Below are 25,574 nucleotides of genomic sequence, written 5' to 3' on the forward strand. Positions count from 1 at the left end.
CACTTTATAATTGGTGGGTAAGCATTAAAATCCAAGTTCTGCCTATTGCATTCAATGGCAAAGTTGGCCTGATGAACCTGCTCAAATGTTCTCTATAAGCAATATCAAATAGGTTGTTCACTGCAGTAGTTATTTGTAATTTTTTGTATGCCAATACTTTCACCCCTAAATCAACTACCATAAAATCTTCGGTTGCTTTTTCATTAAAAGAAGTGGAAATGCGGTTCTGAGCAAAGCTGTGTCGAAGGTTAAAATAAGGCTGAAGCTTTGTATTCAACAATTGAGCAACCAACTTATACCTCAATTCAAAAGGATTGATTTCGGGTAATGGTTCTTGCAAAACCTTATTTTGACCACGCACATAAGCTAGGCTTATATCTTGGCTAAACAATCTTCCTATTTGTTGAGCATAACTTATCTCAAACCCAACCATTGATGCTTCTTCCACATTTATATATTTACGCACACCTGGCGATGTAGCAATTACAGGCTTTAAGCTAGGATCAACCACTGTTGTAATAAATTGACTAATCATTGCACTATAAAAATTAATTTGTAGCAACGACTTCTCTGTTTGGTATCTTACCAAAAAGTCTAACTGGGTATTGACTTCAGGTTTTAATTGTGCATTTCCTACTACCTCATAGGCATCTAATCCTACAGGTAAATAATGTATAAACTTCTCAGTTATACTTGCACTTCTAACACCATGTCCCAACCAAATTGCCATTTGAACATGTTTTCCAAAAGTCCTACTTATTCCAGCACTTAGGCTGGTATTAAAATCATCGGCCGTTATTAATGCATTATTTGCAATGGTTTTAGCTGCAGGCTGGTTAGGCTTGGAATGAACCAAGTCTACTCTTCCTGATGCAGTCAGTTGAAATTGTCCCAATTTTTTTTCAAGATGCGCAAAAGCACTGGTTCTGAAAACTGAGCCTTGTTGCCATAGGGTATCATAAAACACCTTACCAGCCATCATTCCTGTCATCATTTTTCTTGACCGAGTACCATTTGCATATTCATATTTTAAATCGGCACCTATATACCAAACTGCATTGTTTTTTCTAAAGACTAATTCAGTTCTACCTCCAGTAGTTTCGGTATTTGCAAATACATGCGACAGCATTGTAGCAGCACTTGGTCTTAATCCATTTCCCATCTGATGATCTACCAATGAAGCATACGCTTGTGTATTCCACTGGCTAAACCATTTGTTTTTAGCAGTTACTTGGTACTTTGCTTGTATCATCCAGGTATCATCGCTTAATAAATCCATCATTAAAGTTGGAAAACTGGTATTACGAGTAAAGTTTCTAGTAATATTTATAGAAGCAATAGCTCCAGTTTTCACTAAATAAGCTGCAGTAAAATTGATGGCTGTTCTATTAAAGACAGCCGGTATAATACTATCATTCCCGTCTTTATAATCATCACCTGCAGAATAAGAGAATGCCAAAGCAGTTTGCCAACGCTTACTAATCTTATTAATATAAGCTTCTGTTCTTCTAATATTACCATTGGTTTCATAACCGCCACTCACTCTTCCGTTCCATATTGGTTTAGCTGAAAAAACAGGATCATTCATTTTAAAATTAATAACAGCGCCTGTGGAAGGACCATACCTGAAATTATGTGGTCCCTTGTATAATTCTATTTCTTTAATTTGATTAATCATTACTTGACTGCTTGGCGGATCCATTCTATTTGGACAAGCTTGATGGGCGCCCATTGCCCCGTCGGTAATTAAATTGATTTGTTCCCACTTAAATCCTCTAAAAACAGGGTCAAATCCAAAATTTCCACTTTTCCGAATTGCATTAAAACCTGCAATTTGTAATAGTACTTGAGAAGCATCGTGTTGCACCCAATCAGCAGATTTTAGCTGGTAAGTTTTCTGTGGTGTTTTACCTTTTACAGCATAAACACTCACTGGAGCAAGTGTTTTACTAAAAAAAGAATCGGAGTTGTGTATAAGTGATTGTCCCTCGGCTTCAATTAGGGCAATAGCTGGTATAAGAAGGCTCATTAATGCCCTCATAGAACAAATGTTCATGACAAAATTTTTTGATTAAAAAATAACTAGATCCTAAAAATTGTCATACCAATTGAGGTGGGTGAAAAATTGCTTTGTAATGGCCAATTAGTTCATCTGTAATACTATCATGAAACTTTAATGGATTATTTAGTTCCCCCAGTTCATTTAATGATAGAATAAAAATTTTATTGCATAGAATTTCAACTGAAAGGTTAAACTGATAAGATCCTTTTTCTGCAGCTCTTTGTTGTTCCTTTTCTGCTGCCAAAATTTTTTTACCCAACTGACACTTTCCATTACATTTTAATACAGGCTTGTCTTTATTAATACAAGACTGAATATAAATGGCTCTATTTATTGCATAATCTGCCTTTAAAATAAATCCTGCAAACACTTGCAACATTAGTGAGCTCAAAAACATTAATATAATTAACTGCCTCCTCATTTCAATTGAATGCAAATATCTAGATTATCAAAAAAGCATTTTATGATTCAAATCATGTTTGATAATTTTAAGGAATACATTATCCAAATAATTCATGAAAAATCGATCTGCTATTTTTTTTCTGCTACTTTTCACTTTTTTTCAAAGTCAATTGAATAGCCAAACAAATCAAAGCCTATCTACACTTATTCAAAATGTGTGGATAGTAGATGGATCGGGAAGCAACGCAATAAAAGGAGGGGTAAGAATTAGCGGAAACCGTATTGTGGCAGTTGGAAACTTGAAGCCATTAGCTGGTGACATGGTAGTGGATGGTAAAGAGCAATATTTAAGCCCAGGTTTTATTGATTCGCATAGTCACCATTTTGGCAGTTTAAAAAAAGAGCCTACTGGTATTGCAATGACTAACCAAGGAATAACCACTATTATTATTGGTCAAGATGGAGACAGTTATCCCATGGACAGCTTATCTGCATTTTTTAAGCAACACCAAATTGCAGTGAATGTAGCCAGCTATACTGGTCATAGTTCTGTAAGAGAAAAAATAATGGGTGAAAACAATGTATTTCGAAAATCAACTATGGAAGAAATAGCCCAAATGAAAAAATACTTAGCAACCGATTTACAAAAAGGTTCCTTGGGCTTATCAACCGGACTAGAATATGAATCGGCTTTTTATAGTACCAAAGAAGAAGTGGTAGCATTGGCTCAACTAACTGCAAGCTTTAAGGGCCGATACATGAGTCATATAAGAAGCGAAGACATCCAATTAAACGAGGCCATTGATGAAATTATTGACATTGGTAAAATAACTGGAATGCCAGTAAAATTATCGCATATTAAAATTGCCAATAAGGATGATTGGGGCAATGCACCATTGATTATTCAAAAACTAGAATTAGCACGTAAACAAGGAGTGGACATAACTGCGGATGTTTATCCATACAATTTTTGGAATTCTACTTTACGTGTGTTATTCCCAGACAAACAATTTACCAATATTAAAAGCGCAGAGCTTGCCGTGAACAAATTATTTGATGCCAATCAATCGGTATTGGTAAGGTTTGCACCTCATCCATCCTATGCTGGCAAAACAATTGGTGCTATTGCAAAAGAAAGGAATGAATCTGAAGCGGTGACCCTTATGAATTTAATTCAAATAGCAGCCGAGTATAAACAAGCCAATCCCAATGCAGGTGGTATTGAAGCATTAGCTGGCAAGTCTATGAACGATGCCGATGTTGCCGAATTTATTAAATGGCCTTATGCAAATATTTGTTCAGATGGTGCCGCTGGTGGGCATCCTAGAGGATATGGTGCTTTTACTAGAGTACTAGGAAAATTTGTTCGAGAGCAACAACAACTCACATTAAGTAAGGCAATACATAAAATGACTGGATTAACCGCTCAACAGTTGGGTTTACAACAAAGAGGAAAAATAGCTGTTGGGTATTTTGCAGATTTAGTGCTGTTTGATCCAACTACTGTAAATGATCATGCAACCATTGAAAATGGTAAAGCTTTGTCTTCTGGAATTAATAGTGTTTGGGTAAATGGAAAATTGGTTTATCAACAACAAAAAGCTACTGGTGTATTATCGGGAACTTTAATAAAACGCAACTAAGTAAACTTCATGAAAAAAGCACTGGTTTTAACGAATGGGATGTACCAAAGTTCCGATGCAAAAACGGCACATGGTTTGGTCAGAAGTTCTGAACAATTTTTAATTGCTGGAATTATTGACCATGCAGAGACGGCCAATAAAGATGCAGGTGAATTGTTAGATGGCAAACACAGAAATATTCCTATTTATGCCAACTTAGCAACGGCACTTAAATGGGTACCCGATGCAACTACGCTCATCATTGGGGTTGCAACCGTAGGGGGTAAATTACCCGCTGATATGTTGGTAATTATTAAGTCTGCCATAGCCAATGGTCTTTCCATTGTAAATGGATTACACGACTATTTAAATGATCATCCAGATTTAGTAGCATTGGCTAAGCAAAACAATATCAGCCTTACAGATATTAGAAAACCCAAGAAAAGAGAAGACCTGCATTTTTTTACTGGAGACATTTTCAATATTAAAACCCCAATAGTTGCAGTGATTGGAATGGACTGCGCTATGGGTAAAAGAACAACTGCCAGAATGTTGATGCAGGCCTGTGCTAAAGAAAATATTAAAGCAGAAATGATTTATACCGGCCAAACAGGTTGGTTACAAGGAAGCAAATATGGATTTGTATTCGATTCTACCTTAAATGATTTTGTGTCAGGAGAATTAGAAAACGCTATACTTACTTGCAATAAAGAAGTTAGCCCTGATATTATTTTTTTAGAGGGTCAGTCGGCATTAAGAAATCCAAGTGGGCCTTGTGGATTAGAGCTGTTGATTTCTGGAAACGCAAAATATGTGGTACTACTTTTTGCTCCTAAAAGAGTTTATTTTGACAACGAAGCACATTGGGGGAAAATACCCAGTGTTGAATCGGAGATAGCCATTATTGAACAGTTTGGTTCTAAAGTAATTGCCTTAGCAATGAACACCGAAGGCTGTACCTACGAAGAAGCAATTGCCATTCAAGCATCCATGCAATCAACCCTTCATATACCCATATTATTGCCCATTCAAGAAGGGGTTGCGCCGTTGATTCCTGTTTTAAAATCATTATTACAATAAATATTGTACTTATGAAAATTGTTGCTATCCGCTCTTTTATTAAACATATGGACTTAAAAAAGCCATATACTATTGCATACAACACTTATACCGATGTGTCCATAGTATTCACAGAAATACAATTAGCCAATGGAATCATTGGAATTGGTTCGGCTAGTCCTGCCGAAGATGTGGTAGGAGAAAGTCCTATTAAAACATTGGCTAATCTTGAATCCGATTTTGTTCAACAATTCATTGGCAGAGATATAAGAAGTTTTCAAAAGATAATTGCTGAAGCACAAAAACATTTTCACCATTTACCAGGTACACAAGCCGCTTTAGATATTGCATTACATGACGCTTTTGGAAAATGGGCAGATATTTCAATAGCAGAATTTTATGGAATACAAGCTGGGCCACTTAAAACTTCGGTAACAATTGGAATTAAAAATTCGGTAGAAACATTGGCAGATGCTGAAGCATATTTTTCTCAGGGTTTTGATATTTTTAAAATTAAAACAGGTTTAGATGTTGAGGAAGATATTGAAAGGGTATTACTGTTAAATGAAAAATATGGAAAGCAAATCAAAATAAGGGTAGACGCCAATCAAGGCTATACTTTAAGCAAACTCACTCGTTTTATTAATGCTACAGAACATACTGGTCTTGAATTAATTGAACAGCCATTACCAGTTGGTAAAGAAACCGATTTACTGTTACTAGATCAAGTCAAAAGAAAAAAATTGGCAGCAGACGAATCGTTACATCATGCAAAAGCTGCCTTAGAACTGGCCAGCGTTAACCACCCATTTGGCATTTATAATATTAAATTGATGAAGTGTGGGGGCATAATTGGGGCAAGAGAAATTGCAGGTATTGCTAAACCAGCTGGCATTGCATTATTTTGGGGATGCAACGACGAAAGCGTTATCAGTATTACTGCTGCTTTGCATGTTGCTTATAGTTGCCCACATACCCATTACTTAGATTTAGATGGTAGTTTTGATTTAGCAGAAGATTTGGTAAAAGGAGGTTTTGAAATAAAAAACGGGTTGCTTATGATTAATAAACAACCCGGCTTTGGTTTTGATTGGATCTAGTTGGTTACATGATTATTTACATAATCTTGCATCTTATATTCTTCCTTAAAATCTTTCAATATCACTGATATATTTTTATCTTTTGAGCCAAAATTCATAAAGTCTTTAATCATTTCTAGCACGTCGTAATCAATATAAACCGTATTGGCTGCGTTAATTATAACGGAGCAATTTTCTGGTAAATGAGCCAAAGTTTGCTTAATGGCTGCCTTATTTAAAAAGGAAACTTCTTGCGCCAATTCAATATGAATAGTTTCTCCAGTATGGTGCTGTTCTTTCCTAAAGAAATAAGCCAGCTTCATATTGCCTTTTAAAATAAAATAAATACTGACTACCAAACCAATTCCAACTCCTTTTAATAAATCGGTAAACACTACTGCTATAACTGTAACAATGAATGGAATGAATTGCTGTAGACCATTGTGCCACATATGTTTAAAGGTCTTGATGCTAGCTAACTTTAATCCAATCATGATTAAGATGGCCGCTAAACTAGCCATCGGAATTTTATTTAGCAAACCAGGGATTGCCAAGATAGCTACCAATAAAAAAACACCATGCGCAATAGCGGCTAATTTTGTTTTTGCACCTGCGTTTATATTAGCTGATGTTCTTACAATTACCGATGTCATTGGAATTCCTCCCAAAAGTCCAGACAACATGTTTCCAATTCCCTGTGCAGTCAATTCTTTATTGGCACTAGAAAATCTTTTAAAAGGATCCATTTTATCTCCTGCCTCTAAGCATAACAGCGTTTCGATACTAGCTACAATGGCAATAGTAATACCTACCATCCATGCCTTCATGTTCATGAATCCTTGTAAACTTGGTGCAGTAAACTGACTAGTGAATTCATTTAATGAAGTAGCAACTGGTAGTAAAACTAAATGTTCGTCTTTAATAATGATATCGGGCCATGCTACAGAAAATAATTCATTCAATAGAATGCCAGCAACAACAGCCACCAACGCTCCTGGTACCGCTTTTAATTTTTTAAGTGCAGGTATTTTATTAAATGCAACTATAATGGCAATAGATACAATTGCAATAATGATTGATCCTGCATGTGCAAAATTGAATGAATGAATCAAATCAGAAAAATAATTTTTATCATCTAAAATATTATAGTAAAAATAATCTCCTTGATGATCTAAATCGTAACCAATGGCATGTGGTATCTCTTTTTTGATAATGATAATACCAATGGCAACTAACATTCCTTCAATTACACTGGTAGGAAAATAACTTGAAATTCCACCCGCTTTAGCCAAGCCCAATACCAATTGAATTAATCCAGCAATTACTACAGCAGACAAAAAAGTTTGATACCCCATTTCTGTTACTGCTACTAAAATAATGGCAATGAGTCCTGCTGCAGGACCCGATACACTTACGTTAGAATTACTTAAATAACCAACAGCAATGCCGCCAATTACACCTGAAATAATCCCTGCGAATGGGGGTGCACCACTGGCTACTGCAATTCCTAAACAAAGGGGTAGTGCTACTAAAAAGACTACCATTCCTGCAAGCATATCTGCCTTAAAATACTTAGTAGAAAGTTTCATAATCTTATACAGCTTCTGTTAATTGTTTTTTTTGTACTGGCTGGGTTGTTAAGTTTTTAAAAAAATCTACTTCACCGGTTTCTACATTATACATAGCACCTACAATTCCAATTTCTCCTCTAGAAAAAAAGTCTTTAATAATTTCGCTTTTATGCAAAATTTCTTCCATGCTATTCTCTACATTGGCATAAGCCACATTGTCTTTAAAACAATGTTGGTCTTTACTTTTCAACATGGCTTTGCTAATAGCTGGTTTAATAGCACTCAGTAATCCGGTGATATGACCATCTTTAACATCTGCTTGGGCACTTTTAATGGCACCACATGCTGTATGTCCTAGCACAACCAATACTTTTGACCCTACATATTTTACTGCATACTCCAAACTGCCTAAAATGCTGTCGTTTACAATATTTCCAGCTACTCTAATGCTGAATAAATCTCCCAAACCTTGGTCAAAAATTAATTCAGCAGAAGTTCTTGAATCCATACAGCTCAAAACAACGCCAAATGGAAATTGTCCTTCGCGGGTTTCATTAATCATTTCTAAATGATCGTGGTCTTTACTTAGGTTATTTACAAATCGATGATTCCCTTCTACCAATAATTCAAATGCTTTGGCGGGAGTTAAATTTTCTAAGTATTCTTTAGAATGTTTTCTCATAATTATATTATTCTGGTTAATGCTCAAGACGGGCATTAACATCTTGTTCAACAAAAAGTGTAAAACAAATGTGCAGGATTAAACTATGCCCTATTTGGAGGGGGCACCAATAATTCGCCGTGATATGCTTTATAGCTATCACCGTCTAAACCAATAGCGTGAGATAAGGCGATATAATTAAAAGCTATAACAGAAGCAGAATGATGAATATATTCTTCTAATAAATTGTTGCAATTATGCGGCTTTTCTTCAGAATTGCTATTTAATGGATTGGCGGTTTCCTCTTCACCCCCATTGTCTATTGGAGATTCTATGCTGGTCAATTGGTCTTGACTAAATTGATTAGCCATTATAAATGGAGTACTTACCGTTAACCATAATAAAGCCAATACAAAAAATAATGCATTCAGTTTTTGAAAAATAATATGGCTTCGTGTGGCTTTACGCATAAATACAACGCTAAGTTGTAAGCGTAAATTTAAGGTAAAACAACTACACGTTGTATTTGAAAAAAATATTAAGAAAATTTTATCAGCCTTTGATCCAACCATTTTTCTTGTACCAATCAATGGTATGTTCTAAGCCCTTCTGCAGGGGAAAGTCGGGCAAAAATCCCCATTGCTTTAAAACAGTTGCATCCACCGCCCAGTTGGGTGCCTGAAATTCTTTCAACCGCTCTTTGTTCAGAACCGGCGTTACTCCCCTTAAATTGCCTACCCACTCACTTACTTGTGCCGCTGCTTTTGCAATTGGAACGGGAACAACAATGGGTAGTGTTTTTTTACCCAATACCGCTTTCACCATATTGTTAAATTCCTTTGCGGTATAATTAGCCGTATCACTTAAAAGAATATTTCTGGCAACAATGGGTTTATCAATGCTTAAAAAAACGGCCTTACATACATCTGCAACATGAATAAAACTGAGTTGTTGCGCTGTATTACCAATATACAATTCTAGGTGTTGATTCAAAGATTGTATTAAAACCAGTAAGTCTTTTTCTCTAGGACCATAAACGGTGGTAGGATGAACAATAACAAAAGGGAACTGATTTTTGGTTGCCAACATTTGCTCTGCGGCCAATTTGCTTTTTCCGTATGCAGTAATAGGCGCTTGCATATTGGTTTCAGCAACGGGTGTTTTACCTACACCTGGCCCATAAGAAGCCAAACTACTTAAAAAAACAAAACGCGCTGGAACCATTTCTAGTTCAATCAGTGCATCAACCAATCTTTCAGTATTGTGTAAATTAACTTTATAATATTCGTCTAAGACCCTACTTTTTGTGAGTCCTGCAGAATGAACAACCACATCAAATGGACCAAATATTTCAGCATTTTTACGGAGTTGGTTTTGCAATTTTTCTTTGTTAGAAAAATCCATTTCAAATAAATGCAGGTCGGGATGATTTAAGTATCCTTTGCTACTCGAAGATCTTATACCAGCAAAAGTGCGATAACCTCTTTTCAACGCTTCTTCCACTAAAAAGCTCCCAATGAATCCGCTGGCACCTGTTATCAGTATGTTTTTCATTGAAATGCTGGTTATAGTTGTTTAATAAAACAACGTCTGCGCTTATGTTGTTTGGCATCAAAATGCTGCCAGGTACTTTGCACTTTGGTATTCTCTTCTAATTCAGGATTGCTTTCTGCAAAAACAATTCCTGCTTTTGCATAGTTCTTATTAAACTCTCTTAATACAATGGCATTTACACCCTTGCCCTGCAAACTTTTATCTATACCAATTAATAATAAATCAACTTCATCATTTTTCTTAAGGGCAGTTAACAAATGAATAAACCCAAAAGGAAACAATGACCCATTAGCTTTTTGTAAAGCTTTTGAAAGCGAAGGCATAGAAATTCCAAAGCCCACCAATTTATTTTGCTCGTTGGCAATTAGGGTGATAAACTCTACCCTAATCATTGAAAAATACATTTTTACATAATAGTCAATCTGGCGTTGGGTCAATTCTACTACACCATACAACTCCGCATAGGTTTCATTCACCAATTGAAATACTTCTTTTGCATAGGGCTTTAAATCTTTAGTAGATTTCATGGGCACCACATGCAACTTAAACCTTCGCTCTACTAGGTTGGCAATTTTTAAAATATTTTCTGGTAATTCTTTGGGAACATTAATGCGATACTCTACCCAATCTACCGCTTTACCATAACCCAATTGTTCCATGAACCGAGGGTAGTATGGGTAGTTATAAATAGTAGCCATAGTGCCACGCTCTTCAAATCCTTCTACCAGCATGCCTTCATAATCCAAATCGGTAAAACCCAATGGACCATGCACTGCAGTACAACCCAATTCCTTTGCCCAATTTTCTACTTGGTTTATCAATGCTTGGGCAATATCAATGTCTTCTATAAAATCAATCCATCCAAAACGCAAATAATTATTATTCCAACGTTCTACATATTTCTTATTGTAAATGGCTGCAACCCTTCCTACCACTACTCCATTTTGAAAAGCCAACCAGTAGCGAGCTTCACAAAAATCAAAAGCTGGATTTTTTTTTGGGTTGAGCGTAGCCGCCTCATCAAAGCGTAGCTTAGGAATATTATAGGGGTTGTTTTTGTACAACGCATACGGAAAGTCTAGAAAAGCATTCATTTGCTTTTTACCAGTTACTTCTTGAATGGTAATATCCATAATGGAAGCGGTATTATGCTACAGATACGTGTCTAGCTATATTTAGCTCGTTGGCAACCAACTGCAATTTTTCTAATGCAGAATCTAATTGCTCTTTCGTATGTGTGGCCATGATAGACATTCTAATAAGCGATGAATCACTTTTAACCGCAGGGGAAACCACTGGATTTACAAAAATACCTTCTTCAAAAAGGCGTTGTGTAAATTTAAAAGTGAGGAAATTATCTCTTATATAAATTGGTATGATGGGAGTTTCGGATGCACCCATTTCAAAACCCAAATCTTGTAAAGCATTCACCATATAAGCAGTATTCTTCCAAAGTGCTTCTAATCGTTCTGGCTCACGCTGTATAATTCTCAAAGCTGCTAATGCAGATGCAGTTGCAGACGGAGGTGTGCTTGCACTAAAAATCATTGGGCGTGCAGTATGCTTTAAAAAGTTGATCATTTCTTTGCTTCCAGCAACATAACCTCCTAAAGAAGCCAATGATTTACTAAAAGTTCCAACAATTAAATCAACTTCATTGGTTAATCCAAAATGATCTGCGGTTCCTTTACCCAACTTACCCAACACACCTAAAGAATGGGCATCATCTACCATTACCAGTGATTGGTATTTCTTTGCGAGTGCAACAATTTCAGGAAGTTTACAAATATCACCTTCCATGCTAAAAATACCATCTACCACAATCATTTTGATGGTATCTAATGGAACAGTGCTGAGCTTTTGCTCAAGGTCTTGCATATTATTGTGTGCATATTTAAGCACTTTAGAAAACGACAAACGCGCTCCTTCAATAATAGATGCATGATCTAATTCATCCAATATAATCACCCCATTTCTACCAGTAATAGCAGAAACAGCGCCTAGGTTTGTTTGAAATCCGGTGGTAAAAGTTAGGGCGGCTTCTTTGCCAATATGCTTGGCCAAAGCGTCTTCTAATTCAACGTGCAAGTTAGAAGTACCGTTTAAAAAACGTGAACCAGAACAACTGCTGCCATACTGATCAATGGCATCTTTTGCCGCTTTTAACACTTCCGGATGGTTGGTTAGCCCCATATAACTATTGGAACCAAACATCAATACCTTATTACCCCCAATCATTACTTCAGTGTCATTGTTCTTTTCAATTGCACGGAAATAGGGGTAAATACCTGCGCTTTTTAATTCGTCGGGGGTAGTAAAACTTCTAATTTTTTCCAGTAAACTCTCTTGAATCATTCTTTATACAATTTTGACAATTTTGAACTGAAACGCAGGTTTCGGTAGCAAAAAAATCTGCTGAATTTTATTATTTATTCAGGCTGAAACATTTGCAAAGATATTAAATTACAATAAGTTAATAGTAAAACAATATTAATAACCTATTGATTTAATAGAAATTTACTAAAAAACCACCCAAAAAAGCGCAATTGATAAACAAAACCTACCTTTTTTATCTAAAAACTTCAATAAAATGACCAGATTCCTGCTTTTTTTAACAATCTTAATTGGACTAGATAGTACCATTTTTGGCCAAAATCAAGTAATTCCTTTGTACAAAAGTTCCATAAAGGGATCAGAAAACTGGAATTGGGAAGAGGCAGAGAATACCAAAAATGATTGGGGCCTAAGAATTGTATACAATGTTGCTAAACCAAGCCTAACTGTTTTTAAACCTGAAGTTGGCAAAGAGAATGGTACTTCTATAATAATAGCCCCAGGTGGTGCTTTCCGTGCCTTGTCTATAGACAACGAAGGATATGATGTTGCCAAATGGTTGGCTAAAAAAGGCATTACCTGTTTTGTATTAAAATACCGCTTAATAAAGAGCAATACTACCGACCCAGTTACCGAAATGAATGCCATTTGGGGTACCGAGAAATTTAACCAACAAAATATGGAGCTGATTCCATTGGCTATTGAAGATGGAAGAAACGCTATTGCTTATGTTCGAGAACATGCCGATGAATTTAAACTAGACCCAAATCGTATTGGCATCATGGGTTTTTCTGCTGGAGGAACGGTAACTGCCGGAACAGCTTACGGTTACACTGAAGCCAATAAGCCCAATTTTATAGCCCCTGTTTATGCATTTTATCCTAAAGCAATGCAAGGAAAACTAAATGCTAAAGCACCTCCTGCCTTTATTTTAGCTGCTTCGGATGATAATTTAGATTTGACAAGTCATAGTGTAGATTTATATAGTCAGTGGTTGGCAAATAAGCAGCAAGCCGAGCTACACTTGTATGCAAAAGGTGGACATGGATTTGGTATGAGTGCACAAAAACCCACCAACACTTGGATTGAGCGATTTACTGATTGGTTGGAAATGAACAATTGGATGTCTAAAAGCAATTATAATCCTGCATATAAAGCATATGAGAAAAAATCATTCGCATATGCAACTGATAAAAATTTACCCTATAGAATTTTATACCCTGAAAATTACGATCGCAATAAAAAATATCCTTTGATATTAGTGTTGCATGGTGCAGGCGAAAGGGGGAACGATAATGAAAAACAATTAATGCATGGAGCAAAAATGTTTTTGACTCCAGAAAATAGAACACAATACCCTGCTATTGTTGTATTTCCACAATGTCCTTCTAATTCATATTGGGCCACATCTTCAATAGATCGTTCAAAGAGCCCAGTTCAATTCAGGTTCAATTACGATAGTATTCCAAATTGGCCACAGGCAGCTGCCAACGCATTGGCTAAACAATTGGCCAATGAAGAATCGGTAGACCAATCTCGTATCTATATTACTGGTTTATCAATGGGCGGTATGGGTACTTTTGAATCTGTTTATCGCAACCCTAATTTTTATGCTGCTGCCGCACCAATTTGCGGTGGCGGTAACGATTCATTATATAATAATAGCATTAAGAATACTGCTTTCCGTGTATTTCATGGCGATGCAGACGCTGTTGTGAGTGTAGACTTATCTAGAAAAATGGTGGCACGTTTAAATGAACTAAAAGTACCAGTAGAATATATTGAATACCGAGGCGTAAATCATAATAGCTGGGACAATGCATTTGCAGAACCAACTTTTATGAGTTGGTTATTTCAACATAGTATGAAACCCAACAAAAAGAAAAACAAATAGGCTTTATAGTTTGGTTTGTTTTACTATTAATGTAATCGAATTAAATAAGGCTGAAGCAACCAACAGAAGAGAGTAATAATGATAATGCAAATAATATTTAAAACAAACCCTGTTTTAATCATGTCTTTTATTTTAACATGACCACTGGCAAATACGATGGCATTGGGTGGTGTACCCATGGGCAACATACTGGCTACACTTGCACCCAATGTCATGGGTATACCTAATGACAACGGATCCATATTTAATGCAATAGCAACAGAAGAAATAACTGGAGCCAACACAATTACTTGCGCAACATTGCTCATTACTTCACTCAAAAAAACAGAGAGTGTGGTAACCACCAAAATCATCAACAACAAATTACTCGAAGAAAAAGAAGCAATATAAGTTCCTAGTTGTTGTAATAAATTAGCGTCTTCCAAAGCTTTGGCCAACGCAATACCACCGCCAAACATCAATAATATTCCCCAAGCCATTTTACTAGTGTCTTCCCATGCTAACAATCGAGCGTTCAATTCCGTTTCGCCTTCTTTTGTTGTATTATATTTTATTTCATCAGAAACTGTTTCAGCATCTTTAGAGCCTGCCGAAACAATGAACAGTGTTAATCCTCCCGCCATAGCAATAATAGCATCGTCTAACTGAATGATCTTTTGAAAACCATTAATTAAATCTTTGGTAATCCATAAAAAAACCGTGACGGAAAAAATAATTAGTACTCTTTTTTCGGGTAATGAAACCCTACCCAGCTTAGCCAACTCTTCTTGTATGAACGCCTTGCCTTCAACACTATGACTAATTTTATTTGGATACAGCCATTTAACCATGACCCAATAGAGTCCAAAAATCATTACTACAGTTAAGGGCATAAACACCATCATCCAATCGGTAAAACCAATCGTGTAATTAAAACGCTCACTAATATGGGCTACATACGCAACATTCGGTGGCGTTCCTATAATGGTACCGAGTGCAAAATTGGATGCATAAGCAATTGACAACATCAACACCAACGAGAAGTTTTTGATATTTCCATCTTCATTGTGATGCTTGGTAATCACATGAATAACCGAGCCCGCAATGGGAAGCATCATCATAGTGGTAGCGGTATTGCTCAACCAAAGACTTAAAAAACAAGTGGCCAAAATAAAGCCTAATATTATTCTATCTCCATTGGTTCCTGTAATATTAATGATGCCAAGTGCTATGCGTTTATGCAGGTTCCACTTTTCTATTGCTAATGCAATAAAAAAGCCACCCATGAATAAAAATATAGTTGAATCGGAGTATGCCTTAGTAACCTCTTTAATGGATGCTATACCCAATAATGGAAAGACCACAATTGGCACGAGCGCTACTACCGCTAATGGTGCTGCTTCTAATACCCACCAGGTAATCATTGCAAAAGCAATAGACAACACTGTCACCGATTTGGGCGACAACAAAAAAGGGTTAACAAAATAAAACAGCAATGCAATAGCTAAACCAATTAGCATGGCCATTTCTTTCTTATATCGTTGGTACAACATATGACTAAGGTATATAAATCACTCCGTCTTTCATTACCCACAAAGGTTTACGTAATGCAGAAATTGAAACAGAAGGATCGCCTTCAAAAAAAACTAAGTCTGCTAAATGTCCTGCTTTAATAAATCCAATTTTGTTTTGTAATTGCAGGGCTTTTGCATTTATACTTGTAGCAGCTTGCAATACATGTAAAGGTTTCATTCCATAATTAACCATCAACTCCATTTCTAATACATTCTCTCCGTGAGCAAATACCCCCACGTCTCCACCCATACCAATAGTTACTCCATGGTCCATTGCAATTTTAAATGCTTTCCGTTTTTGGGTTACTGCTTCAGGCTCTGTGTCAACTCCTTTTTTCCAACCCTTGTATTGTGTTACCGATTCTGTTGCAGCCAATGTTGGATAATAAACTACTCCTTTTTGTTTCATCAATAATGCAGTTTCTGCATTTAACAAGTCTCCATGCTCTATAGTTACTGCTCCACCTAATATGGCTCTTTGCATGGCTTCATTGGTTTTAGCATGTGCTACCATTACTCTTCCACTACTTCTGGTTACTTCATTCATAAGTTTTAATTCATCTAAAGTAAAAGTAGGCATGGCTTCATCATTTAATCCCCAACGATAATCGGCATATACTTTAATAAGGTCGGCTCCTTTACCAATTTGATCTCTCACCACTTTAATTAAATTATTTCCATCTGCTTCTTCTGCTCCAATCATAATTTGTTGATCTAGGTCATAGCCTTTAGGACCATAAGAACCTGTTGCTACTATTGCCCTTCCGGCAACCATTAAACGAGGTCCAGGTATTATGCCATCCTCAATAGCTCTTTTTATGGCTACATCTGCATAACCAGCACCTTCCGATCCTAAATCTCTAGCGGTAGTAAAACCAGCCATCAAGGTTTTCTTTACATGTACTGTAGCTCTTGCTGTTCTATAAGCATCCGACTCTTTAGCTACCTGTGTATCCCAGTCGGTTAAATTGTAAGGATATAATAATATATGAGAGTGCCCTTCAATTAAGCCAGGTGTTAATGTAGCATTGGGATAATTGATCAGTTTTGCATTTGCAGGCACAGCTATTTTATCTTTTGGTCCTGCTGCAGTAATGGTATTTCCTTGAACAATCACCGCCCAATTTTGCTGCATATTTTCTCCATCAAAAACTTTACCAGCAGAAATATAATAAACAAGATTATTGCTTGAGAATACTTGGGCATTGCAAGTGGTAATGATGACTATATTGCTACAAAATAACAAGAGCATTGCTGCTGCTGAAACAAGCAAGCGGTTTTTCAAATTGGTTTTCATGCAACCAATTTACAACATTATTGTGCAAGAAATTGCCTGAACCAATGTCCTGATTGTTTCACTGTTCTTAGCTGGGTTTTAAAATCTACATGCACCAATCCAAATCTTGCATGATAGCCTTCTGACCATTCAAAATTATCCATTAGCGTCCAAGCAAAATAACCGGCAATATTTATTCCGCTATTTTTTGCTTTTAGCAAAGCCTCTAAATATTGTTGAAAATATTGGATGCGATTGGTGTCGTTGATTACGCCATTCATTATTTTGTCTTTGTAAAACGCACCGTTTTCGGAAATGATGATTTTTTTAACATTGGAATATGCAGCAAACTGCTGAATGATATTGTAGAAACTATTTGGATTTACTTCCCAGCCCATATCTGTAATGGGTACTTTTCTAGATTTAGCACTACTATCCGATGCTTGAATAATGGGTATTACGGCATTGTGTTTTACTACAACTGGAAAATAGTTTTGTACGCCAATAAAATCAAAATCAAACTGCATTCTTTCGGTAAACTTCCAGGCTTTATTGTGTAAATACAATTTATCCATTAATGCAAAATCATCGGAGGGATAACCCATTCCCAAACTGGGTTCTATAAACAATCTATTCAATAATATATCAATTCGCTTTGCTGCATCAATGTCTTTTTTATTTTGGGTTGCTGGAATAACTTCACTGCAAGAAAAACTGGTTCCAATATTTGCATGGGGCACATTGGCTCTAATAATTCTTCCTCCTTCTGCTTGTGCCATCACTGCGTTGTGAACTGCTGGTAAAAAATTACTGAGTCCCATTTTTCCTGGAGCATGTTTTGCAATCATATATCCCAAAGAAGTAAAGCCCATGGGCTCATTTAACACTATCCAATTTTTTACTTTGTTGCCATACTCTTGGGTGCATATTTGTACATACCTACTAAACCATTTAATTAAATGAGTGGAAGTCCATCCGCCTTCTTTTTCTAAAGCTGCTGGTAAGTCCCAATGGTAAAGGGTTACATAAGGAATCAAATCTAACTTTATACACTCGTCTATTAAAAGATGATAAAATTGAATCCCTTCCGGATTAACTTTCCCAATTCCCATTGGTAAAATTCTACTCCAAGAAATAGAAAAACGAAATACCTTAAAACCCAAGGCTTTTACTAATAACAAGTCGTCTTTGTATCTATGATAAAAATCACAAGCAACAGATGGCGTTGCACTTCCTTTAATTTTTCCTTGTTTATTGGCAAACTGGTCCCATATAGAAAGCCCTCTACCGTCTGTTTTATAAGCGCCCTCATTTTGTGCAGCAGCAATTACAACACCCCATAAAAAATCATCCCCAAAATCACTGGCTTTTAAAATGGCTTCCTTACTCAATTAGCGAAATTTTAAGGAAAGATGATCGAGTTCATATTGATTATACTCCTGCTCTTGTACTTGCAATGAATCTGCTTGCTCCATTAGTTTTTCTACAATAGTTGTTGTATCAAAACTAAGATTAAGTTTAGTTTGGGGGGCTCCACTCAACCAATTATTTACTTGCGAAGTAAAATCGGTAGTTAAACTAGTTAATATAGGAACGCCAAAGTTGTTGAGTGCCGCTGCATTACACAATTGCTCATACTGTCCTTTAATAGGCACACAGAGTAATTTTTTATTCATGTAAAGTGCTTCTGCCGGTGTTTCAAAACCCGCACCTGTAATTACGCCTGTTGCGTTTATCATGCTTTGAGTAAACATGGCATTATCTATTGGCATGTAAATGATATTGCCTCGCTGATTAATTGTTTTTTCTTTCTTACTAAACAAATGAAATAGCTGGTCAGGTAATTTATTTAAATAACTGGCTACCACTTCATCACTATAATGTGAAAGATAAACTGCAATATGTCCTAGGTTTTTGGGGTTTGCCAATAATACCTGCTCTTTTATGATAGGCGAATAAATAAAGTCATCGTACTGTTCAAAATGTAATCCAATATATTTTGTTGCAGTTGCATAATTGTTTAGAACCAATTCTCCCATCCAATCTTTGCTAACTGGTCTTGGAGTTAACTTGCTTTTAAAACTAGCTTGATGACCAAACCCTATAGAAGGAACTTGTTTTATTTTACAAGCCAAAGAAGTAATGCTTTCGAAATCATTAATAACTAAATCATATTGATCAACAGGTAACTCCCTTGCTTCTTTTATAATATTGAATAGCGACAACTCTTTTGCCATCTTCCAATAATCCAATCCACCTCTATTGCCATAAAACAAACTAACTCCCTTGCTCTGGTATTTTACTGGTAAGTCTACTTTTAAATTGCTGTTGTTGCCGCTCAAAAAAACATCTACTTGCCCATAGCGTTGCAAATAGGGTATTAATTCTTTTGCACGAGCAATATGTCCATTACCAGTGGCTTGTACGGCATAAAATATTTTCATGCTTGTAGTATTAATGAGTTTAGAAACAGGGTTACTTCGTCGGTAATCACATTGATTGCAGGCTGTTTTGGCTTGCTTGGCTTTGTTGTATTAACCTCGCTGGTAAATGCCTTTGGGTCATATTGGTAAATGGACCAAGTATGATCAGTATATTCTAAAGCGGTTAAATTTTCAATCCAGTCTCCGCTATTCATATACACCACTTTGCCTTCTGCTGTTTCTACTGTTCGTACTTGTGGCTGATGTATATGACCACATATTACATAATCATAGTTTTTAGAAATGGCTAATTCTGCAGCGGTTTGTTCAAAATTACCTATCCAAGAAACTGCCTGTTTTACACTGTCTTTTACTTTCTTACTCAAACTCATTTTTTCTTTTCCCGCAATTTTTAGAAAGTAATTAATGAATCGATTTAATAAAATGAGTAAGTCGTATCCATGTCCGCCTAGTTTTGCTAGCAGCTTGGCACTTCCTTTGGTGGTTGCGTCAAATACATCGCCATGAAAAATCCAAGTCATTTTTCCATCAATTTCCATGACTACCTTATCGGTTAATTTAAAATTGCCAATCTCTACATCGCTGTATCTGCGAAGCATTTCATCGTGGTTGCCTGTAATATAAATAACCCGTGTACCATTGCTTACGAGGTTCATGATTTCTTTAATCACTTGCAAGTGACTTGCAGGAAAATACCTTTTACTAAACTGCCAACCATCTATGATGTCGCCGTTTAATATTAAAATTTGAGGAGCTATGCTTTTTAAGTAGTTGACTATTTCAGTTGCATGACAACCATATGTTCCTAAATGCAAATCGCTGATTACTACTACGTTCACCGAGCGTTTTTCCATGGGTAGTGTTTTACAAATCTCCCACTACTATATTACCCCAGGGTTAAGGAATTATTACGGAATTATGAATAATAAAAAAGGCCGCCCGTTGGGGCAGCCTTTTACATATGCTTAAGTTGATGATTATTTTGAAACACCATTGGTATGTACACCATTGGTTGCGCCTGTTGGTATTCCGTTTGGAACAGGAATAGGTTTTGCTTGTTCTTTAACCAGTTCTGGTAATTTCACTTTTTCTTTGGCAGCTAAATTGTCTTCGTAAATTTTGATTAAGCTTGGTAAATTAGGATCAGAGCTTAGTTTTTGGTCAACATCTATGCCATCAATGATTTCTTTGATTCTGTTGATGGTATTGGTATCTGGCACACTAATAATGCAATCTAAATTGGTCATTTCGTCGTTCTCAAAACGATAGGTATATACTCTTCCTGAAATTTGGCAGCCCTGCTTTACTTGAACTTTACCTGTACAAAATATATTACCACTAAATTTTCCTGATAATACCAATTCAGAGCAAATTAAATCACCATTAAATACTGAATTAGATTCTAGGATTACTTTTTGCTTAGACAAAAGCGTGCCATTGATACTGCTTTCAATTTTAAGTGAATGCTTTGTTTTAAAATGACCCTCCATGAAAACTCCGTCTGGTAAAGTGATTAAAACCTGACTTTGATCTATCATATTATAAAATTTAAAAATTAAAAGGGGATTATAAAATTACTCAATATTTCGTTTTTATCCTATAAAACATGATAAAAATTTATATTTTGTTTGATAGCTAGGGAGAATTAGGGCTATTAATCGGTGAATAGGGTTTTTATTTTAAACAGTCTTACCTTACTATTTATTAATTCTCAATCAATATGAAAAGTTCATCTCTATTCAAAATTGTTGGGCTAGTAGTAGCTTTCTTTGTTTTCATCTACTTTATTATTACGAATTTTTTGGGGGAAGCTGTCCCCGAACAGAATACCCTTTCAGCTGAAGAACAATCGGCTGGTTGGGTTTTATTATTTGATGGTGAAACCACCAATGGCTGGCATATGTTTAGTAAGCCCACTATGAAGCATGCCTGGAAAGCCATTAATGGGGAACTAACCACCAGCACCAATGATACTTCGGGTACGCATGGTGATATTGTTACCGATGGGGTATATGAGAACTATGAATTGGTTTTTGATTGGAAAATTGCCCGCGAAGGGAATAGCGGCGTTTTTATAAATGTGCAAGACGATACCAGTTATATAGCCACATGGGCTACTGGTCCTGAGTACCAATTATTAGACAATCCCAACATGCAACCTGGCTACCTCGATGGTGGAAAAAAGGGGGCTGGCGCCCTCTACGGCTTAGCTCCCCTTGCAAACCCTGTAGAACCTAAACCCGCAGGAGAATGGAATATCAGTAGAATTATGCAAGTAAATGGAAAAATCAATTTTTGGCTGAACGGCGTAATGACTAGCGAAGAACAAATTGGTTCTGATCGTTGGAAGGGTTTAGTGGCCAACAGCAAAGCTTCGGTATTTCCTGATTTTAGCAAAGCAACAATAGGTCATATTGGTTTACAAGATTGGGCAAAAGGTGTATCTTTTAGAAATATAAAAATTAGAATCATTCAATAATTATTACCATGTTATACGCTAAAAATATTCAATTGATTGCAGCAGCTGGTTTGATGGGTATTGCCCTTTTCTGCACTTCACCAAACGCGCTTGGGCAGCAAACCGATATTGGTAAGCTTTCTTCGGGCGGGAAACTAAAGCCTGTTCAGGCCAATATGGATATTAGAAAGTATATCCTCAACTTAGACGTAGACATTGCCAATAAATTCATTAAAGGAAATACAACGGTAAACCTGCAATTAAAAAATGGGGCCGATACCATTCTTTTAGATTTTATTCAGCACTATACTATTGAATCAATCAAAGTGGATGGCAAAACCGTTTTATTTGATCATAAAGAAGAGAAGATTTATATAAAAACTGCTTCGAACAGTCCGTTTTCTGCTGGCAATCATAGTGTATTTATTGCGTATGGAGGCAACCCGCCTGAAGCAGTAAGACCTCCTTGGTTAGGCGGTTTTACTTGGTCTAAAGACCGTTCTGGAAATGATTGGGTGTCTATTAATATTCAAAAAGAAGGGGGAAGAATGTACTTCCCTTGCAAAGACCATCCCAGTGATGAACCCAATGAGGGTGTAGAAATGAATATCACTGTTCCTGCTGGCTTATCCGTTGCTGGTCCTGGCTTATTACAAAAAACTGTTACCAAAAAAAACAAGTCTACTTTTTCATGGAAGACCAATTATACCATTAGCAATTATTGCATACTATTTAATATTGGAAAGTATCGGGTTTTTAAAGACAGTTATAATACCATAAACAACAATATTGTTCCCATTGAATATTATATTTTGGAAGAAGATTCATCACAGGCAAAAAGAGTAATTGAAGCTAAAAAAAGAGACTCGAAAATCTTAGAAAAATATTTTGGTGAATACCCTTGGTACAAAGAAAAAATTGGCATTGCCGCTGTTCCTAACTCTGGTATGGAACACCAGACCATGATTACTTTTGACAATAAATTTATTTTCACGAAAGTAGGCGGGCAAGATTACTCAGCTAACCTGTTTCATGAATACGCGCACGAGTGGTGGGCCAATAAAGTAACCAATAAAGACTGGGCACATATGTGGATTCAGGAAGGGATTGGCACTTATGCAGAAGCTTTGGCCATGTATGAATTAGGAGGTCAAGAAGAATATAATAAAATCATTGCTGCACACAAAAGAGGCATCCGTTATAAAAAACCATTGGTGGGTGGCGAAGAATTATCGGAAGATGAAACTTATGCGGGCAATGATATTTATACAAAGGGTTCTTTTTTCATGCACAGCTTGCGCTATGTTTTAGGCGACGAAGTGTTTTTGAAAACATTGAAGCAATTGGCAACCGATGAAGCATATACTTATGACAATACTGTAACTTCTACCGATGTTGAACAATTATTTAGTAAAGCGGCGGGTTATTCGTTGAAACCATTTTTTGATTTTCATTTAAGAACAACTCAGGTGATTGAAGTATCTATTAAAGAAACCGGCTATCAGCAATACCAAATTAAACCCCTGAATTATTTCATGGATTTGCCGTTTGAAATTACCCTAAACGGCAGAGCTACTCGAATGATGTTGGGTAAAGATGGAATATCAGTAAAAAGCAATACTGTTCCAATGGTGGATGCAGCAGGTTATTATTTAAAGAAACTGGTTATTCAATAATTCTTCCTTGGTGATCAATTTGTTTTAAAGCAAAGGGGTTAATGGTTTCGTTTAAAAGGACCGCCAACTCTATTCGGGTCAACGGCATTTGTTCATTAAAATAACCCAGCTTCCATTTTACCCATGCGGTTTTAATTTGCTCGGTAAAGAGTTGCTTATTGGTGTAATTCCAGTTTGTGCTATTATTAAAAGGGGGAGCTTTTTGACGATTGAATGGTTTATGAATTTTTGCCATTTGCATAATCAAATCAATGGCTTCTGAAAGATGTAGGTTTTTTGAGGCATTCGTTTTTACTGCATGGTAGGGTGCCATATCTTTTACCAACTCATTTCTTTTTACCAATGAATCTGGATGAAAATAAGTTCTATTGGCCCAACCAGTAGGAACACCTTGTCCTTTTAAGATTCCAGTAGCACCTATTTTTTGAACCGCTTCAAAATGTGGATGTGTTAACGGTACATCAAAATAAGGCATGATATAGGCATTGCTTGCCAACAATGCAGCTTGTACTTTTCTTACTGCTACTTTTTCTGCAGAAATATTTTCTTTTGCTGCTGCAGCGGCCAATGTTCCAGCAGCCTGACCAATCAATAAAGCAATGGCCTGTAGTCGGGTAGTGCCATTCACCACGTTACTAACACTAATGCTTTTCTCTGCTATAATTAATCCTTTGGCATTTACAGGAATCATAACTCCCAATGGAATATTAAAAGAAGGCACCCCGTAAAAATCAAGATGCTGCGGCGCATCTGGGTTTTTCTTGTGATGGTGATCAATTGGATAATCCCCCACCGCAATACCTGTTCTATACAAAGGCATTTCAATTTGAAAAGGCTTTGCAATATGATGAATATCCATTCTCACCAAACCCTTTACTCGTCTGCTTTCTCGGTGATACGGTATCAATGGAAAACGATCCTTAGTAGGGTACTCATCATTGGCCAATCCCAACTGCTTAAAACCCAATTGGTGTTGAATAAAATAAATAAAGCGCTGGGTCTGCTCTTTTGCTTTAATCAATTCCTTGTTTCGGTCAGCCTCTTTCATTTCAACCACATTCAAATACAAATCATTTCCATAACCAGGCCAATTAATCATGTATTTATTATTCGGAAGCTTTCCATAATTCAACATCTTTTGTGCATCTACACTGGGCTTTTGTTTTGCTTTATCAAAATAATAATCGGTGCAGGCGCCATCAAATTCTGCGGGATCATAATTGGGTGGTCTTAGAATGGTACAGTCTTTACCAGCACCATAATCTTTTAGGATAGCCACATAAGTAATGTCTTGTACAATATTATTGCTTGGGCCCTTATGCACATTCTCATGAGTCATTTCATTCGATTCCATTCCCAAATCATAGGGAACACCAGCACTAGCCAATACATCTCCCAATTCGGTGGCATCAATCACTTGCTTTGCATAGATTATTAGTTTTTCGCTTGTAGGCGATTGCGTAAACTCGGCGCCTTTAATCACTCCGTTTTCTACAATGGTTTTTTGAAAATGCAGTTGATATTTTACAGTAAGATTTTTAGTAGACGCCGCCATGGTTTTAAAAATACTGTCGCCTATATGTGGCTCAAACAAAGTATTGCTAACCCAGCCAGTTGCTACTTTAGAAGGACCACCATACACTTTATACAAAGCAGCTCTAAACTCACCAAAAATTCCAGAGGGCAAATTATGATTGCCATCAAATGCACAAACACCCGCGGCGGTAATCATTCCACCCAACCAAGTGCTGGGTTCTGCAATGATTGTGTTAACGACCATTCTGGCAGATTGAATGCCTGCAGCAATTCCGCTGGCACTCGCTCCCACCACTAGTACATCTGTTTTTACAATTTTTTGTGCACGAATTGTTTGAATACATAAACAGGATAACAAACAAAGCAGCAATCGAAATTTATTTTGCACAAGAA

The 25,574-nt window shown here is 36.5% G+C and carries 21 protein-coding genes; 6 read left to right on the top strand and 15 right to left on the bottom strand.

Annotated elements, in window-relative coordinates:
• Positions 1 to 4 precede the first annotated feature (4 nt).
• Both Q8S25_RS12310 and Q8S25_RS12315 read right to left on the bottom strand, forming a co-directional pair.
• On the bottom strand, positions 5 to 2,056 hold the full coding sequence (locus Q8S25_RS12310; protein ID WP_305538171.1) for a TonB-dependent receptor domain-containing protein: 2,052 nt from the start codon (positions 2,054 to 2,056) through the stop codon (positions 5 to 7).
• Positions 2,057 to 2,099: 43 nt separating this feature from the next.
• On the bottom strand, positions 2,100 to 2,459 hold the full coding sequence (locus Q8S25_RS12315) for a hypothetical protein (protein WP_305538173.1): 360 nt from the start codon (positions 2,457 to 2,459) through the stop codon (positions 2,100 to 2,102).
• 118 nt (positions 2,460 to 2,577) lie between these two features.
• On the opposite strand from Q8S25_RS12315, the gene Q8S25_RS12320 reads away from it, so the two are divergent.
• The 3 genes from Q8S25_RS12320 to Q8S25_RS12330 are packed head-to-tail and all read left to right on the top strand — an operon-like array spanning position 2,578 to position 6,245.
• The gene (locus Q8S25_RS12320; protein ID WP_305538175.1) at positions 2,578 to 4,107 is read left to right on the top strand and encodes an amidohydrolase family protein; all 1,530 of its coding nucleotides are present in this window, start codon (positions 2,578 to 2,580) and stop codon (positions 4,105 to 4,107) included.
• Between the two features lie 9 nt (positions 4,108 to 4,116).
• Positions 4,117 to 5,166 carry a DUF1611 domain-containing protein gene (locus Q8S25_RS12325; RefSeq protein WP_305538177.1) on the top strand — a complete coding sequence of 350 codons (1,050 nt, stop codon included), beginning with the start codon at positions 4,117 to 4,119 and terminating at the stop codon, positions 5,164 to 5,166.
• An 11-nt stretch (positions 5,167 to 5,177) separates the two neighbouring features.
• Complete coding sequence (locus tag Q8S25_RS12330; protein WP_305538179.1) at positions 5,178 to 6,245, top strand: mandelate racemase/muconate lactonizing enzyme family protein; 1,068 nt, start codon at positions 5,178 to 5,180, stop codon at positions 6,243 to 6,245.
• Here Q8S25_RS12330 and Q8S25_RS12335 read toward each other — a convergent pair.
• The 6 genes from Q8S25_RS12335 to Q8S25_RS12360 form a co-directional block, all read right to left on the bottom strand.
• The gene (locus Q8S25_RS12335) at positions 6,242 to 7,813 is read right to left on the bottom strand and encodes a SulP family inorganic anion transporter (RefSeq protein ID WP_305538181.1); all 1,572 of its coding nucleotides are present in this window, start codon (positions 7,811 to 7,813) and stop codon (positions 6,242 to 6,244) included. The two genes, Q8S25_RS12330 and Q8S25_RS12335, sit on opposite strands and share 4 nt — an antisense overlap.
• Positions 7,814 to 7,817: 4 nt before the next feature.
• A complete protein-coding gene (locus Q8S25_RS12340; RefSeq protein ID WP_305538183.1) occupies positions 7,818 to 8,477 on the bottom strand; it encodes a carbonic anhydrase family protein in 660 nt (219 codons plus the stop codon).
• Positions 8,478 to 8,560: 83 nt separating this feature from the next.
• Positions 8,561 to 8,926 carry a hypothetical protein gene (locus Q8S25_RS12345; RefSeq protein ID WP_305538185.1) on the bottom strand — a complete coding sequence of 122 codons (366 nt, stop codon included), beginning with the start codon at positions 8,924 to 8,926 and terminating at the stop codon, positions 8,561 to 8,563.
• A gap of 82 nt (positions 8,927 to 9,008) precedes the next feature.
• Complete coding sequence (locus Q8S25_RS12350; RefSeq protein WP_305538187.1) at positions 9,009 to 10,010, bottom strand: NAD(P)-dependent oxidoreductase; 1,002 nt, start codon at positions 10,008 to 10,010, stop codon at positions 9,009 to 9,011.
• 11 nt (positions 10,011 to 10,021) lie between these two features.
• The gene (locus Q8S25_RS12355) at positions 10,022 to 11,143 is read right to left on the bottom strand and encodes a hypothetical protein (RefSeq protein WP_305538189.1); all 1,122 of its coding nucleotides are present in this window, start codon (positions 11,141 to 11,143) and stop codon (positions 10,022 to 10,024) included.
• Positions 11,144 to 11,156: 13 nt separating this feature from the next.
• The gene (locus Q8S25_RS12360) at positions 11,157 to 12,365 is read right to left on the bottom strand and encodes an aminotransferase class I/II-fold pyridoxal phosphate-dependent enzyme (RefSeq protein ID WP_305538191.1); all 1,209 of its coding nucleotides are present in this window, start codon (positions 12,363 to 12,365) and stop codon (positions 11,157 to 11,159) included.
• A gap of 235 nt (positions 12,366 to 12,600) precedes the next feature.
• Here Q8S25_RS12360 and Q8S25_RS12365 point away from each other — a divergent pair, with 235 nt between their 5' ends.
• Positions 12,601 to 14,238 (top strand): alpha/beta hydrolase fold domain-containing protein, encoded by a 1,638-nt coding sequence (locus Q8S25_RS12365; protein WP_305538193.1) that lies wholly within the window; start codon positions 12,601 to 12,603, stop codon positions 14,236 to 14,238.
• A 26-nt stretch (positions 14,239 to 14,264) separates the two neighbouring features.
• Here the strand turns inward: Q8S25_RS12365 and Q8S25_RS12370 are convergent, their stop codons facing one another.
• The 6 genes from Q8S25_RS12370 to Q8S25_RS12395 all read right to left on the bottom strand — a co-directional run bounded on the left by Q8S25_RS12370 (position 14,265) and on the right by Q8S25_RS12395 (position 21,049).
• A complete protein-coding gene (locus tag Q8S25_RS12370; protein WP_305538195.1) occupies positions 14,265 to 15,770 on the bottom strand; it encodes an SLC13 family permease in 1,506 nt (501 codons plus the stop codon).
• A gap of 4 nt (positions 15,771 to 15,774) precedes the next feature.
• Positions 15,775 to 17,088 carry an amidohydrolase family protein gene (locus tag Q8S25_RS12375; protein ID WP_305538197.1) on the bottom strand — a complete coding sequence of 438 codons (1,314 nt, stop codon included), beginning with the start codon at positions 17,086 to 17,088 and terminating at the stop codon, positions 15,775 to 15,777.
• A gap of 17 nt (positions 17,089 to 17,105) precedes the next feature.
• Positions 17,106 to 18,458: a GH1 family beta-glucosidase gene (locus Q8S25_RS12380; protein ID WP_305538199.1), complete on the bottom strand. Its 1,353-nt coding sequence runs from the start codon at positions 18,456 to 18,458 to the stop codon at positions 17,106 to 17,108.
• Positions 18,459 to 19,511 carry a glycosyltransferase family protein gene (locus tag Q8S25_RS12385; protein WP_305538201.1) on the bottom strand — a complete coding sequence of 351 codons (1,053 nt, stop codon included), beginning with the start codon at positions 19,509 to 19,511 and terminating at the stop codon, positions 18,459 to 18,461.
• On the bottom strand, positions 19,508 to 20,365 hold the full coding sequence (locus Q8S25_RS12390; protein WP_305538203.1) for a UDP-2,3-diacylglucosamine diphosphatase: 858 nt from the start codon (positions 20,363 to 20,365) through the stop codon (positions 19,508 to 19,510). Before Q8S25_RS12390 ends, Q8S25_RS12385 begins: the two co-directional genes overlap by 4 nt.
• 123 nt (positions 20,366 to 20,488) lie before the next feature.
• Complete coding sequence (locus tag Q8S25_RS12395) at positions 20,489 to 21,049, bottom strand: polymer-forming cytoskeletal protein (protein WP_305538206.1); 561 nt, start codon at positions 21,047 to 21,049, stop codon at positions 20,489 to 20,491.
• A 182-nt stretch (positions 21,050 to 21,231) separates the two neighbouring features.
• Here Q8S25_RS12395 and Q8S25_RS12400 point away from each other — a divergent pair, with 182 nt between their 5' ends.
• On the top strand, positions 21,232 to 21,990 hold the full coding sequence (locus Q8S25_RS12400) for a DUF1080 domain-containing protein (RefSeq protein WP_305538208.1): 759 nt from the start codon (positions 21,232 to 21,234) through the stop codon (positions 21,988 to 21,990).
• An 8-nt stretch (positions 21,991 to 21,998) separates the two neighbouring features.
• On the top strand, positions 21,999 to 23,645 hold the full coding sequence (locus Q8S25_RS12405) for a M1 family metallopeptidase (protein ID WP_305538210.1): 1,647 nt from the start codon (positions 21,999 to 22,001) through the stop codon (positions 23,643 to 23,645).
• Here the strand turns inward: Q8S25_RS12405 and Q8S25_RS12410 are convergent.
• Positions 23,635 to 25,569 (bottom strand): FAD-dependent oxidoreductase, encoded by a 1,935-nt coding sequence (locus Q8S25_RS12410; protein WP_305538212.1) that lies wholly within the window; start codon positions 25,567 to 25,569, stop codon positions 23,635 to 23,637. The genes Q8S25_RS12405 and Q8S25_RS12410 overlap by 11 nt on opposite strands.
• Positions 25,570 to 25,574 lie beyond the last annotated feature (5 nt).

The sequence above is a fragment of the Sediminibacterium sp. genome, assembly GCF_030695065.1.
Taxonomy (GTDB): Bacteria; Bacteroidota; Bacteroidia; order Chitinophagales; family Chitinophagaceae; genus Sediminibacterium.